Source organism: Luteimonas dalianensis, assembly GCF_049339425.1.
In the GTDB taxonomy this organism is placed as follows: domain Bacteria; phylum Pseudomonadota; class Gammaproteobacteria; order Xanthomonadales; family Xanthomonadaceae; genus Luteimonas; species Luteimonas dalianensis.
Window position 1 is genome coordinate 213,413 of the sequence record NZ_JBMPPO010000008.1, and the last position, 14,312, is coordinate 227,724.

Genomic DNA, 14,312 nt, shown 5'->3' on the forward strand with positions numbered 1-14,312 from the left:
GCGGTCAGCGGTTGCCGTCGCGGCCCTTGCGCTCGTCGCGCTGGTGCTCGGATCCCTGCTTCCTGTCAGCCGACTTGGACTGCTTGTTGCTGCCGCCGCCTGCTTCCTTCTTCGGGTTCGACTTCTGCGGAGCCATGGTGGTGTCCTCGGTTGGGTTGTCTGATCACGCCCTTCCCGGCGCGATCATGCGCCCGCCAGATCTCCAGCCCGCGTGAAGGCACGACGCCGCGCAACCACGGGCTCCTGAACCGTTCACGGCGGCTCGCCGGGGGTTGCAAACCGGGGGCCATGCACGCGACCCTCGCGCCCGCCCGGGGTACGCGCCGGCCTCCGACTGTGGGGCGGTTGATCCAGGTCAATGTCTCCGCGGCATGCAAGGCGCACGCTTTCCGGCACGATCCGTGGCCATCGGATGCGGTGGGCCGCGGCGCCACGCCCGGAGGCCGCCATGCGTACCCAATGCACTCCCCGATCCGCCAGAGCTGCCGGATCCGCATCAAGATCGTGCCCGCGAATCGCGTTGGCCACCGCGCTGGCGCTGGCCGCGGGCTTCGCCCACGCCAGCGACGCCTGGACGGCCAGCGGCGACATGCGGGTCGGCTACGTCGCCTCCGAGACGCGCGCACGCAGCGGCGCCGAGACCGATGCCGACAGCCTGCGAGCCCGCTTGCGCCTGCGCCTGCGCGGGGACCTGGGCGGCGGCTGGCACTTCAGCGGCCGGGTTGCCGCCCGGCTCGACACCGACCAGGGCGACGAGGAGTTCTGGCTGCGCACCTACGCCCCGGGCCCGGCGGGGCTCAGGAACGGGCAGGCCACGGTCGATGAGGCGTATCTGGAATACCGCGCCGCCGACGCGCCGTGGAGCCTGCGCGTGGGCCGCTTCCAGGCGGCATGGGGCCTGGACGACGTGATGAAGAAGTCGCTTGACCAGAACGACAGCCCGAACTTCGACATCACCTGGACCGACGGCGCGTGGCTGCAGTGGCGGCCCGGTGATGATTGGACCACCCACCTGATCGTGCGCCACAACGACCGCCGCGGGCCTACGGGAACCTTGCGCCCACCGCTGGGATTCAGTGACGGTGAAGCGCGGATCGGCGCCCTCGCGGTCGTCGAGTCGAAGACGCCGGTGGGGCCGCTGATCCAGCGCGTGATCACGCTCAATTGGCTGCCCTCGGCGTTGCACCCGCATGGTGCCGCTGATCCGCACAGCGAGGATTACGTGGCCATCACCGGCAAGGCCACCGCGCAATGGTCGCTGGGCGAGGGCGGCACGCAGCTGCGGCTGGGGGGTGAACTGGGATACGCCCCGAACACGCCCCGGCGCGAAGCGATGGGCAGCGGAACCGGCGATGCCGACGCGTTCTCATGGCAGGCCTCGCTCAATTTCATTGATGTGCTGCCCAACCACGACCTGGGCATCGTCCATGGCCGGGTGGCCGATGGCTGGCTGGTGTCGAGTGACTTCCGGCCCAACGACAGGCTGACCGAGGTGCGCTGGGTCTGGCAGGCCTCGCCCGCCTGGCAACTGGACGCGCGCGTACGCCGCCGGGAGGAAATCGACGTGCCCACCGGGGCCGCGGGCACGCGGCGCGATGACGACATCTATGTCCGGGCCACCCTGCGGTTCTAGGCCGCAGCTCCGAACAACAAAAAACCCCGCTTGCGCGGGGTTTGATGTCTGTTGACCCGATTGGTGCCCAGGAGAGGACTCGAACCTCCACAGGGTTGCCCCCGCTAGCACCTGAAGCTAGTGCGTCTACCAATTCCGCCACCTGGGCGGGTCAAGCCGTGTATTTTGCTGATCTCCCTGGGCGAAGTCAACGGTTCGGCGCTTCGACCGATCACGCCCGCCTGAACAGGTGCCGTGTAACATCCGCCCGATGGCCAAACCCCCAAGCAAGCGCGGCGGATCGCGCACTTCGAAGACCTCCGGCAAGTCCGGGCAATCCACGCGCTCCAGACCTGCAGGCAAGCGCCCCGCGAAAGCGAAGAAACTGCCGCCCTGGATGCCCGATCCGGCCGTCAGCGCTGCCCCCGGCGGGCGCGATGCAAAGCCCGCACGCCCCGGCTCCGGCGGCCGCGGCAAGACGCCGAAGGCCGCCGACACGCCCAGGCGCGACACCAAGGGGCGCCTGATTGATCCGCACGCCGAGCGCGAGGCCGGCCGCTACGAGAACCCGATTCCCAGCCGCGAGGCGATCCTGGCAGCGCTGTCGGAAGCCGAGGGCCCGCAGAAGTCCGAGGAGATCGCAGCGCTGCTCGGCCTGACCGCGCCGGATCGCTTCGAGGCGCTGGAAAAGCGCCTGGGCGCGATGGTTCGCGACGGCCAGCTGCTGCGCAATCGCCGCGGCGGCCACGTGCCGGCCGGCGAGGTGGAGCTGATTTCCGGCACCGTCATCGCCAACCCCGACGGCTTCGGCTTCCTGCGCCCGGACAGCGGCGCGGGCGACGACCTGTTCCTGCCGCCGTATGAAATGCGCAAGGCCATGCACGGCGACCGGGTCATGGCCAGCGTGTCCGGCGTGGATGCCCGCGGCCGCCGCGAGGGCGTGATCGCCGAAGTGCTCGAGCGTCGCTCCACCCGCCTGCTGGGACGCTTCAACGTGGAATCGGGCATCAGCTTCGTGGTGCCGGACGACCGCCGGATCCTGCGCAACGTGCAGATCCCGCACGACGCCCGCGAGGGCGCCGAGCACGGCCAGCTGGTGGTGTGCGAGATCGTCCACGCGCCCGACACCCACCGTCCGCCGATCGGCCGCGTGCTGTCGGTGCTGGGCGACGTGCTCAAGCCGTCGCTGGTGGTGGAGGCCGCCATCCACGGCCACGGCCTGCCGTACGAATTCCCGCAGGAAGCGCTGGACGAGGCCGCCGCGGTACCGGTGGAAGTCACGCAGAAGGAGATCCGCGGCCGCCGCGACCTGCGCGACATGCCGCTGGTCACCATCGACGGCGAGGACGCCAAGGACTTCGACGACGCCGTGTACTGCGAGGCCGACCGCGACGGCTTCCGCCTGGTGGTGGCGATCGCCGACGTGTCCCACTACGTGCGCCCGGAGCAGCCGCTGGACGACGAGGCCCAGCTGCGCGCGACCAGCGTGTACTTCCCCGGCTTCGTCATCCCGATGCTGCCCGAGACGCTGTCCAACGGCATCTGCTCGCTCAAGCCGAAGGTCGACCGGCTGTGCTTCGTGTGCGACATGCGCGTGGGCCGCGACGGCACCGTGCACGAGTCGGAGTTCTACGAGGCGGTGATGCACTCGCACGCACGCCTGACCTACACCCAGGTGTGGGAGGCCATCGGCGAGGACGATGAGCAGGCGAAGAAGGACATCGGCAAGCTGATGCCGCAGATCCGCGACCTGCACAAGCTGTACAAGACGCTGGCGCGGGCGCGCAGCAAGCGCGGGGCGATCGAGTTCGAGACCTCCGAGGTGCGCTTCGAGCTGGACAACACCGGCGAGGTGGTGCGCGCCGGCATGCTGGTGCGCAACGACGCCCACAAGCTGATCGAGGAGTGCATGATCGCAGCCAACGTGGAGGCGGCGAAGTTCCTGCTCGACACCGACCTCCCGGCGCCGTACCGCATCCACGACAAGCCGCCCGAGTCCAAGTACCTGGACCTGCTGGAGTTCCTAAAGGAGTTCCAGCTGCGGATGCCGGCCTGGGGCAGGGTGCGGCCGAAGGATTTCACCAGCCTGCTCAACCGCGTGCGTGATCGCGCCGACGGCCCGCTGATCGAGTCCGTGCTGCTGCGCAGCCAGAGCCTGGCGGTGTACTCGGTGGACAACATCGGCCACTTCGGCCTGGCGCTGGATCACTACGCGCACTTCACCTCGCCCATCCGCCGCTACCCGGATCTGCTGGTGCACCGGGCCATCAAGCACGCGCTGTCCGGGAAGAAGTCGTCCAGCTTCAAATACTCCAACCGCGAGATGGTGGGGCTGGCGCTGCAGAGCTCGGAGAAGGGCCGGCGCGCCGACGAGGCCTCGCGCGAGGTCGACGACCGCTACCGTGCGGCGTGGATGGAGGAGCACGTGGGCGGCGAGTTCGACGGCGTGATCAGCGGCGTCACCAGCTTCGGGCTGTTCATCGAACTGGACGAATCCAAGGTCAACGGCCTGGTGCACGTGACCCAGCTGCCGCACGATTTCTACCACTTCGACCCCATCCGCCGCACCCTCACCGGCGACCGCCGCGGCCGCGAATACCGCCTCGGCGACCGCGCCCGCGTGCGCGTTCTCAAGGCCAGCCTGGAGGAGCGCAAGATCGACTTCGGCCTGGTGGAGGAGGGCGAGCCGCAGGGCAAGAAGTCCTCGAAGAAAGAGCCGAAGCCCCCCAGGGACCTGACCGAACGCGGCAAACCCGCCAAGCGAAAAAAGAAGCCGTACTGACATGACAAAGCAGTCCCCCTGGATCGCCGGCATCAACGCCGTGGCGGCCGCGCTTGAGCACGACGCCGACAACGTGCGCGAGGTGCTGGTGGAGGCGGGCGCGAAGAACCCGCGCATCGCCGACATCGAAACCGAGGCCCGGCGCAAGGACATCGACGTGCGCCGGGTCACCCAGCAGGCGCTGGACGGCGTGGCCGGCGGCCTGCGTCACCAGGGCGTGGCCGCCCGCTACGTGGCGGCGAAGACCTGGGACGAGAAGGACCTGGCCGAACTGGTCGAAGCCGCCAACGGCCAGGCCCTGGTGCTGGTGCTCGACGGCGTGCAGGACCCGCACAACCTCGGCGCCTGCCTGCGCAGCGCCGCCGCCGCCGGCGCCACCGCCGTGGTCATCCCCAAGGACAAGGCGGTGCAGGTCACCGCCACCGTGCGCAAGACCTCGGCCGGCGCCGCGGACACCATCCCCGTCGTGCGCGCCACCAACCTTGCGCGCACCCTGCGCGAGCTGCAGAAGCAGGGCGTGTGGATCCATGGCCTGGCAGGCGACGCCGACGCCACGCTCTACAGCCTGGACCTCACCGGCAACGTCGCCCTGGTGATGGGCGGCGAGGCCGACGGCCTGCGTCGGCTCACCCGCGAATACTGCGACCACCTGGCCCGCATCCCCATGCCCGGCGAGTTCGAAAGCCTCAATGTCTCCGTCGCCACCGGCATCGCCCTCTTCGAAGCCGTCCGCCAGCGCCAAAAGTCGTAGGGTGCATCTCCGCTTGCCGGCAAGGCCAGGCTGTCCCGTTCAGCTTGAGAGCGGCCGCGGGGTTTACCTGGCATGGCGCGGGTGCTTATATGGCCTTTCGCAATTCGCGCCAAGGGGAGGCACGGAATGAAACCGTCCGCCCCGGGGCCGGCGACCGGACTGACATCGCAGCTGCGCGCCGCCACCCGCCGGGCGCACGATCACGTGGATGGCACTTTCCCGAACGGGCTGGACAGCCACGCCGCCTACGTCCGTTACCTCACAGCGATCCTGCCGCTCGCGCAGTGGCTGCACGATTCCTGGCGCCCGGCATGGCCCGGCCTCGCCGGCTGGCATGAGGCGGCGCGCGTGCGGCACCTGGAGGCGGACCTTTCCCACCTCGGCGCCTCACCTGTTCGGGGATCAAGTCCAAACACCGCAGCCTCCGCCGCCGAATGGCTCGGCGGCAGCTACGTGCTGGAAGGCTCGGCCATGGGCGCGCGGCTGCTGGCGCGCGACCTCGACCGCCTGCAGTCCTCCCAGCCGCTGATCGCCGGCGCCCGCAGCTTCATCGATTCGCTCGTCGGCGATCCGCGCCGCTGGGCGCGCTTCAGGCACGTGCTCGATTCGCTTCCCGATCACCACGCCGCGGCCGCCATGCGCGGCGCACTGCGTGGCTTTGGAATTGTGGAACACCAACTGGATGCCATGGAGGCCGCCGCATGAACAAAGACGCTTACCGCCGCGCGCTGGAAACCTGCGCCACCGAGCCGATCCACATCATCGGTGGCATCCAGCCTCCCGGCGTGCTGCTGGTCTACGCGCGCGGCACCAAGCAGGTCGTGGCCGCTTCGGCCAATGCGGTGGAGCTGTTCGAAGCGGGGGGCATTGGCGACATCCTCGGCCAGCCGGTGCACCCATTGCTGGATCCGGTGGTGCTGCGGCTCGTTTCCGAAGCGGTGGCCAGCGCCGAGCCCGGGCCCTCGCGCCTGGCCGGCGTGGCCAACATCGGCGCGTTCGGCGCATTGCACCACGTCAGCGCCCATGTCTCCGGCGAGCTGGTGCACGTTGAACTGGAGCCGTGCGGTGACGATGCGGATCCGGACGAGAGCCAGGCCGCGCTGGTGCTGGACAGCAGCCCGCGCGAGGAGCTGCTGGAATCGCTGGCGGCGCAGGTACAGGCGGTGTCCGGCTATTCCCGGGTCATGGTGTACAAATTCCTGCACGACGGCGCGGGGGAGGTGGTTGCCGAAGCGCTTGACGGCGATCTGCCGTCCTACTTCGGCCTGCGCTACCCGGCCTCGGACATCCCGCCGCAGGCACGCGCGCTGTACCTGCGCAACCGGGTGCGCGCGATTGCCGATTCCCGCCACGTGCCGGTGCCGGTGCACCAGCACCCGGACCTGGCCGAGCCGCTGGACATGAGCTTCGACGTCCTGCGCACTGTCTCGCCGGTGCACCTGGAGTATTTGCGCAACATGGGCGTGGCGGCATCGATGTCGGTTTCGCTGGTGGTCGACGGCAAGCTCTGGGGACTGGTGGCGTGCCACCACCACGAGCCGCGGCCGGTGTCCGCGCGCACCCGCCAGGCGCTCGACCTGCTCGGTCGCCATGCCTCGATGATCCTGGATGCCTCCGCCCTGCGCGAGGTGGTCCAGCGCGAAGAGGCCATGCGCGCGCAGCGCGACGCGATGGAAATTCAGCTGCACCGCGCCACCAATCCACTGCGCGCGCTGCGCGATGCGCTGCCGCAGGCGCTGGCGGCGGTCCCGGCCGACGGCATTGCTCTGCACGTGGACGGGACGACCCATGCCCACGGCAGCGTGCCGGACGAAGGCGCCCTCCAGGCCGCCCTGCGCTGGGCCCGCACCCGCGGCCGCTCCGGCGTTTCGCACACCAGCTGCTGCGAGGACTGGTCCACCGCCCCGGCCACCGACGCCTGCGGCCTGCTGGCAGTGCCGCAGGGCCGCGGCGTGGATGGCTGGATGCTGCTGTTCAGGCGCGAGCAGCGCCAGACCGTGCGCTGGGCAGGGCGCCCGGACGAGCCGTTCCAGATCGACCCGGCCGGCAACCGCATCGGCCCGCGCACCAGCTTCGCCGAATGGGAGGAACTGGTGGAAGGCAGCGCACGCCCGTGGACCCGGCGCGACGTGGAGCTGGCGCAGCGCCTGCAGCTGGTGCTCGAGCGCGCCGGGGCCGACGCCGTGGGTCCCCGGGCCCGGCTGCGCAAGGATCCCGTCGCCGCGCTGGAAGTACGCGAGCACGCGGCGCGCCTGCGGCGGCTGGCCGAACTGCTCGACGGCGCCGCGCCCGGGCGGCCCCGCCTCAAGCGCGTGCACGGCCTGCTCTTGCAGCTGGAGAGGGAGCTCGGGGCGCTGGCCGAAGCGGAATCGGACGGCTGATCCCGGCCGCTCGGCAGCGGCATGTTCGCGGATAAGATCTCGCCTCCGACGCACGGGCCGGCGGGCCGGTCACCTTGCTGGCGTACAACCGCGGCCAGAACTACCTGCGCATGGGCAGGCCCGCCTGCAGGACACCGAGCGCGAGCGCGAGTTCCTGCGCCTGCAGGACGAACAGCGCCGCGAGGCCCTGGACTCGGAGCACTCCCAGCGCCTGCGCAACCTGTGGATCGCCGGCCTCGTGGTGATCCTGCTGCTGGGCACGGCGTTCGGCTGGTACCAGCCCGGCCTGAGCCGCGGCCGAGCCGCCGGCAGATCCACCCGCCACCCGCCCCGATTCACATTCGCCGCACGCCGCGGCCGCGAGACTGCACCCAACTCCCCGCGCCCGCGGGGGCATCAAAGGAGGGTTGCATGATCAAGTGGGCCATCATCTTCGCCATCATCGGCCTGATCGCCGGCGCGCTCGGCTTCACCGGCATGGCCGGGGCGGCCATGGGCATCGCCCAGTTCCTGTTCTGGGCCGCGATCATCATCGCCGTCGTGCTCTTCATCCTGGGCTTCACCGCGTTCAAGAAGATTTCCAGATAGGAACGCTCCGTCCCCATTGCGTCGGGGATTGCCTGATCCCCGGCTCCTACAATGGCAGGGCCCTTTTTGAACATGGATCTAGCCTGTGACCCAGCATGAAAGCCGCATGGTGCGGCACCGCCCTGGCCTTCCGCCGCGTCCAGGTGCGCGAGGTCCTCGACCTCACGCCCCGCATGCGCCGGATCGTCGTTGGCGGGCCGGAGCTGGAAGGTTTCCACAGCGGTGCGCCGGACGACCACGTCAAGGTGTTCTTCCCCAATCCCGAAGGCGAATACGTCACCCCGGTGCCCGGCCCGGACGGCCCGGTGTTCCCCGCCGGCCAGACGCCGTCGCCGGCGCGTGACTACACCCCGCGCCGCCACGACCCTGCCGCCGGCACACTGGCGATCGACTTCGTGATCCACGGCGACGGCCCGGCCAGCAACTGGGCCGAGGGGGCGAAGCCCGGCGACGACTTCGCCTTTGGCGGCCCGCGCGGCTCCTTCGTGGCCGCGGACGACTTCGACCACTACGTGATGGCCGGCGACGAGACCGCGCTGCCCGCGATCGCCCGCTGGCTGGAGGAGCTGCCCGCCGGCACCCGCGCCACCGCCCTCATCGAGATCCCGGAAGAGGGCGGGCGGCAGGAAATCGCCACCCGTGCCGACGCCAGCATCACCTGGCTGCCGCGCAACGGCGCTCCCGCCGACCAGCCCGGCCTGCTGGAGGAAGCCCTGGCGAAGGTGGCTCCCGAAGGCGACGCCTTCTGGTGGATCGCCTGCGAATCCCGCCGCGCCCGCGGCATGCGCAAGTTCCTCGGCGAGGAGCGCGGCGTCCCCAAGGACTGGATCCGCGCCACCGGCTACTGGAAACACGAGGCGGACATCACCCCAAGGGTGTAGCCTGAACTGGCGCTCCAGTGCGGGAGCGCGCGGACAAGGGAAGGGCGGCACGATGATCATGCAACTCGCGCAGCGATGGTTCCTGGCGCTGGTTCTGCTGCCGGCCACGGCCGCCTTTGCACAGGTGCCCGCGGGCGAGGACGCGGCTGAACTGTTGTTCCAGCAGGTCCGCGTGCTTGACGTCGAGCACGGGGTACTGGGCGAACCCACCGACGTACTTGTCCGGGGCAACCGCATCGCCGCCATCGGCGACGGGGCGCGGTCCGGAGCGGGGCCGGACGTCCACGTGATCGAAGGCCGCAGCCGTACCCTGATGCCGGGCCTGATCGACGTGCACTGGCACAGCACCTTCACCGCCGTGACGATCCCGGACCTGCTGGCGCCGGACGCGAACCCGGAGACCATCGACGCTGCCGTCGCCGCGGAGTCGCAGCGCACGCTGCTGCGCGGATTCACCAGCGTGCGCGACGCCGGCGGGCCGGTGTTCGAACTCAAGGCCGCCATCGATGCCGGCCAGGTGCAGGGCCCGCGCATCTGGCCCTCGGGCGCCTTCGTCGGCCAGACCGCGGGCCACGGCGACATCCGGCTGCCGCACGAGCGCTCGCGGCGCTTCTTCGGCCAGGCCTCCGTGGCCGAGGAAAGGGGCATCACCTTCATCGCCGACGGCCGCGCCGAAGTCCTGACCGCCGTGCGCGAGAACCTGCGCATGGGCGCCAGCCAGATCAAGGTGATGGCCGGCGGCGGCACCGCCTCGGCCTACGACCCGGTTGACGTCACCCAGTACACCCTGGACGAAATGCGCGCGGCGGTGGAGGCGGCCGAGGACTGGGGTACCTATGTCACCGTGCACGCCTACACCTCGCGGGCGGTGCGGCGGGCCATCGAGGCCGGCGTGAAGTGCATCGAGCACGGCCAGCTGCTCGACGACGACACGCTGGAGCTCATGGCCGAGCGCGGGATCTGGCTTTCCACCCAGATTTTGAGCCCGAGCACCGAGGCCATGGACCCGCTGTGGCGCGAAAAGCGCCGGCCGGTGATCGAAGGCCAGGCGCGGGCCATCGCCGCAGCGAAGCGCGCCGGCGTGCGCATCGCCTGGGGCACCGACTTCCTGTTCGATCCCGCGGGCAACGTCGAGCAGGGCGCCTACATCCTGGCCCTGCGCGAGTGGTTCACACCCGCGGAGATCCTGAAGATGGTGACCCACGACAACGCCGAGCTGCTGGCCCTGTCCGGCCTGCGCAGCCCCTACCAGGGGCGGCTGGGCGTGGTGGAGGAGGGCGCGCTGGCGGACCTGCTGCTGGTCGAGGGCGACCCGCTCGCCGATCTTGAGGTGCTGGCCGACCCGGAGCGGAACTTCACCGTGATCGTGAAGGACGGGCAGGTGGTCAAGGGCGCGGAGTAGGCCTGGCCCCGGTTCCCCGGGGGTGAATGGGCGCCTGCGGGCTACAATCGGGAGATTCCCGATTTTTCTGGACCCCGCCATGAGTGTTCCCGCCTCCCAGGCCCTCCCGGACAGCCGCGCCGACTCCACCCCGCTGCGCTTCGTCACCGCCGCCAGCCTGTTTGACGGCCACGACGCCGCCATCAACATCATGCGGCGGCTGATCCAGGCCCAGGGCGCGGAAGTCATCCACCTGGGCCACAACCGCTCGGTGGAAGACGTGGTCCGCGCCGCGCTGCAGGAAGATGCCGACGCCATCGCGCTCTCCAGCTACCAGGGCGGGCACGTGGAATACATGAAGTACATGGTCGACATGCTGCGCGAGCGCGGCGCCGGCCATATCCGTGTGGTCGCCGGCGGCGGCGGCACCATCACGCCCGAGGAGATCCGCGAGCTGGAAGGCTACGGCGTGGAGCGCATCTACCACCCCAATGACGGCATGAAGCTGGGCCTGGTGGAGATGATCGAGGACGTGGTGCGGCGCGTGGCGAGGGCCCGCGATGAGCGCGCCGACGAAGCCCGCGCCCCCGCCAGCACCAGACCCGCCATGGACGACGAGATCGCCATCGGCCGCGTGCTCAGCGCGCTCGAGGACGGCGTGCACTCCGAGGCCGAGCTGGCCATGCTGCGCAAGCAGTGGGCCGCCCAGGATTCGCACGCCCCGGTGATCGGCATCACCGGCACCGGCGGCGCCGGCAAATCCAGCGTTACCGACGAACTGCTCAACCGTTTCCTCGCCAGCTTCCCGCAGATGCGCATCGCCGTGATCTCCGTCGACCCCACCCGCCGCCGCACCGGCGGCGCGCTGCTGGGCGACCGCATCCGCATGAACTCGCTGCGCAGCCACCGCGTGTACATGCGCTCCATGGCCACCCGCCGCCAGCACGTGGCCACCAACGCCGTGCTCAAGGACTGCATCAGCTTCCTCAAGGGCCTGGCCTACGACCTGGTGATCGTGGAGACCGCCGGCATCGGCCAGAGCGACTCGGAGATCGTCGACCTGGTCGACTTCCCCATGTACGTCATGACCAGCGACTACGGCGCCGCCAGCCAGCTCGAGAAGATCGACATGCTGGACTTCGCCGAACTGATCGCCCTCAACAAATACGACAAGCGCGGCGCCGAGGACGCCCTGCGCGACGTGCGCAAGCAGTGGAAGCGCAACCGCGTGGCGTTCAAGATCGCCGACGAGGACGTGCCGGTCTACCCGACCATCGCCAGCCAGTTCAACGACCCCGGCATCAGCTGGATGTTCGCCAACCTGTGCCGCCTGCTGCGCGAGAAGCTGCCGGAAAAGACCGCCGCCTCCGAAAACTGCGACTACCAGCCCGACATCGACACCAGCCTCAAGGAGCCACGTGCGACGGTGCTGATCCCCGGCAAGCGCGTGCGCTACCTGGCCGAGATCGCCGAGCAGGGCAGGGCGATCAACGCCTCCATCGAAAAACAGGCCGAAGCCGCCGACCGCGCCCAGTCCTTCTGGCAGTCCCTGAGCGAACTCGAAGATGAAAAGCTGCCGAAGCAGCTCGACCTCTACGACGGCGACGACGTCGTTCCCGCGAACGCGGGAACCCAGCGTCTTCCTGCTGGCGACACCGAGAAGGCTCTGGATTCCCGCGTTCGCGGGAATGACGGCATGGCAGTAGACCGCTCTCTCCTGACCCTGCGCCAGCGCTACAACGACGCCGTGCAGTCGCTCACCGCGGACAACCTGCGCAACCTGCGCGACTGGCCGCAGCGGCTGAAGTCCATCACCGACGAGACCACCGAGTACCAGGTGCGCAACCGCGCCATCAAGGTGGAGAACTACCGCGAATCCCTCAGCCACCAGCCCATCCCCAAGATCGCCGCCCCCACCTACAAGAGCTGGGGCGAACTGCTGACCTTCCTCGGCAAGGAAAACCTGCCCGGCGCCTACCCCTACACCGGCGGCGTCTACCCCTACCGCCGCACCGGCGAAGACCCCATCCGCATGTTCGCCGGCGAGGGCACGCCCGAGCGCACCAACCGCCGCTTCCACTACCTGTCCGTCGGCCTGCCCGCCGCGCGCCTGTCCACCGCGTTCGACTCCGTCACCCTGTACGGCGAAGACCCGGCCCCGCGCCCGGACATCTACGGCAAGATCGGCAACTCCGGCGTCAACGTGCCCACCCTGGACGACATGAAGAAGCTGTACTCCGGCTTCGACCTGTGCGCGCCCACCACCAGCGTCTCCATGACCATCAACGGCCCGGCGCCGATCATCCTGGCCATGTTCATGAACTGCGCCATCGACCAGCAGGTGGAGAAGTACCTGAAGGAAGACGACGCCCGCTGGACCGAAGCGCAAAAGAAGATCGACCAGTTCTTCGAAGGCCGCGACCGCCCGCAGTACAACGGCGACCTGCCGCCCAGCAACGATGGCCTCGGCCTGGCCTTCCTCGGCATGACCGGCGACCAGCTGGTGGACGCCGAGACCTACGCCCGGATCAAGGCCGAGACCCTCGCCACCGTGCGCGGCACCGTGCAGGCCGACATCCTCAAGGAGGACCAGGCCCAGAACACCTGCATCTTCAGCACCGAGTTCGCCCTGCGCATGATGGGCGACATCCAGCAGTACTTCGTGGACAACAGGGTCCGCAACTTCTACTCGGTCTCCATCTCCGGCTACCACATCGCCGAAGCCGGGGCGAACCCGATCAGCCAGCTCGCCTTCACCCTCTCCAACGGCTTCACCATCGTGGAGTACTACCTGGCGCGCGGCATGGACATCGACGACTTCGCGCCCAATCTGAGCTTCTTCTTCTCCAACGGCATGGACCCGGAGTACACCGTCATCGGCCGCGTGGCCCGCCGCATCTGGGCCCGCGCCATGCGCGAGCGCTACGGCGCCAACCAGCGCAGCCAGATGATGAAGTACCACATCCAGACCAGCGGCCGCTCACTGCACGCGCAGGAGATCCAGTTCAACGACATCCGCACCACCCTGCAGGCCCTGTACGCCCTGTTCGACAACGCCAACTCCCTGCACACCAACGCCTACGACGAGGCCATCACCACGCCCACCGAAGAGAGCGTGCGCCGCGCCGTGGCCATCCAGATGATCATCAACAAGGAGCTGGGGCTGAACTTCATCGAGAACCCCTGGCAGGGCAGCTTCGCCGTCGACTACCTGACCGACCTGGTGGAAGAGGCCGTCTACAAGGAGTTCGAAGCCATCAGCGAGCGCGGCGGCGTGCTCGGCGCCATGGACACCATGTATCAGCGCGGCAAGATCCAGGAAGAGAGCCTGTACTACGAACACAAGAAGCACGACGGCAGCCTGCCGCTGGTGGGCGTGAACACCTTCCTGGGCAAGGACGGCGAAAGCGAAGTGGCCACCGAGATCGAGCTGATCCGCTCAACGGAAGGCGAGAAGGGGCAGCAGATCGAGAACGTGGGGCTGTGGCAGGAGAACCGGAATCCGCTGGCGCCGGAAGGGGAGACCGACCACGCCCACGTGGTGGAAGATGACGCGGCCGCTGCCACCGAGCGTGGCAACGGGCATGGGTTGGGGTACCTTCAGAAGACTGCGCGGGAGAGGCGCAATGTGTTCGAGGCGCTGGTGGAGGCGGTGAAGACCCACTCTCTGGGGCAGATCAGCCATGCGCTTTATGACGTGGGGGGGGAGTATCGGCGGAATATGTAACTTGCGCTGCGAACAAGCCGCCACCGATTGAATTGAATGTGTCCATCCTTAATCAATCCGAGCGTAACTATCCCGAAAGATTGAGTGGGCGCGGCAAGTGTATGTTTAGCCACTCATCGCCAAGATAATTGATTCATATCGCGAGTAGAGACAGCGCTTGGGAATTATCTGCATATCGTCGCGACTCCTGATGCATTAATTTCGATGGT

At 68.9% G+C, this 14,312-nt stretch carries 9 protein-coding genes, 1 tRNA gene and 1 pseudogene; 9 read left to right on the forward strand and 2 right to left on the reverse strand.

Annotated elements, in window-relative coordinates:
• Nucleotides 1-4: 4 nt before the first annotated feature.
• Nucleotides 5-136, reverse strand: a complete 132-nt coding sequence (locus ACOZ90_RS13110; protein WP_422894087.1) for a hypothetical protein — start codon at nucleotides 134-136, stop codon at nucleotides 5-7.
• Nucleotides 137-520: 384 nt separating this feature from the next.
• Here ACOZ90_RS13110 and ACOZ90_RS13115 point away from each other — a divergent pair, with 384 nt between their 5' ends.
• Nucleotides 521-1,633, forward strand: coding sequence for a porin (locus ACOZ90_RS13115; protein WP_422894088.1), 1,113 nt, complete (start codon nucleotides 521-523; stop codon nucleotides 1,631-1,633).
• Nucleotides 1,634-1,694: 61 nt separating this feature from the next.
• On the opposite strand, the gene ACOZ90_RS13120 is transcribed toward ACOZ90_RS13115, so the two are convergent.
• A tRNA-Leu gene (locus tag ACOZ90_RS13120) sits at nucleotides 1,695-1,781 on the reverse strand.
• Between the two features lie 102 nt (nucleotides 1,782-1,883).
• Between ACOZ90_RS13120 and rnr the strand changes: the two genes are divergently transcribed.
• The 8 genes and pseudogenes from rnr to ACOZ90_RS13160 all read left to right on the forward strand — a co-directional run bounded on the left by rnr (nucleotide 1,884) and on the right by ACOZ90_RS13160 (nucleotide 14,103).
• Nucleotides 1,884-4,394: a ribonuclease R gene (gene rnr, locus ACOZ90_RS13125; RefSeq protein WP_422894089.1), complete on the forward strand. Its 2,511-nt coding sequence runs from the start codon at nucleotides 1,884-1,886 to the stop codon at nucleotides 4,392-4,394.
• A 1-nt stretch (nucleotide 4,395) separates the two neighbouring features.
• Complete coding sequence (gene rlmB / locus ACOZ90_RS13130; RefSeq protein WP_422894090.1) at nucleotides 4,396-5,145, forward strand: 23S rRNA (guanosine(2251)-2'-O)-methyltransferase RlmB; 750 nt, start codon at nucleotides 4,396-4,398, stop codon at nucleotides 5,143-5,145.
• Nucleotides 5,146-5,271: 126 nt separating this feature from the next.
• Entirely contained in the window at nucleotides 5,272-5,850 is a 579-nt protein-coding gene (locus tag ACOZ90_RS13135) for a biliverdin-producing heme oxygenase (protein WP_422894091.1), read from the forward strand.
• Nucleotides 5,847-7,526, forward strand: a complete 1,680-nt coding sequence (locus ACOZ90_RS13140) for a GAF domain-containing protein (RefSeq protein ID WP_422894092.1) — start codon at nucleotides 5,847-5,849, stop codon at nucleotides 7,524-7,526. Before ACOZ90_RS13135 ends, ACOZ90_RS13140 begins: the two co-directional genes overlap by 4 nt.
• 411 nt (nucleotides 7,527-7,937) lie before the next feature.
• Entirely contained in the window at nucleotides 7,938-8,114 is a 177-nt protein-coding gene (locus tag ACOZ90_RS13145; RefSeq protein ID WP_422894093.1) for a DUF1328 domain-containing protein, read from the forward strand.
• A gap of 85 nt (nucleotides 8,115-8,199) precedes the next feature.
• A pseudogene (locus tag ACOZ90_RS13150) lies at nucleotides 8,200-8,995 on the forward strand (siderophore-interacting protein).
• Between the two features lie 52 nt (nucleotides 8,996-9,047).
• The gene (locus ACOZ90_RS13155) at nucleotides 9,048-10,397 is read left to right on the forward strand and encodes a metal-dependent hydrolase family protein (RefSeq protein ID WP_422894094.1); all 1,350 of its coding nucleotides are present in this window, start codon (nucleotides 9,048-9,050) and stop codon (nucleotides 10,395-10,397) included.
• A gap of 79 nt (nucleotides 10,398-10,476) precedes the next feature.
• Nucleotides 10,477-14,103: a methylmalonyl-CoA mutase family protein gene (locus ACOZ90_RS13160; RefSeq protein WP_422894095.1), complete on the forward strand. Its 3,627-nt coding sequence runs from the start codon at nucleotides 10,477-10,479 to the stop codon at nucleotides 14,101-14,103.
• The last annotated feature ends 209 nt before the right edge of the window (nucleotides 14,104-14,312 follow it).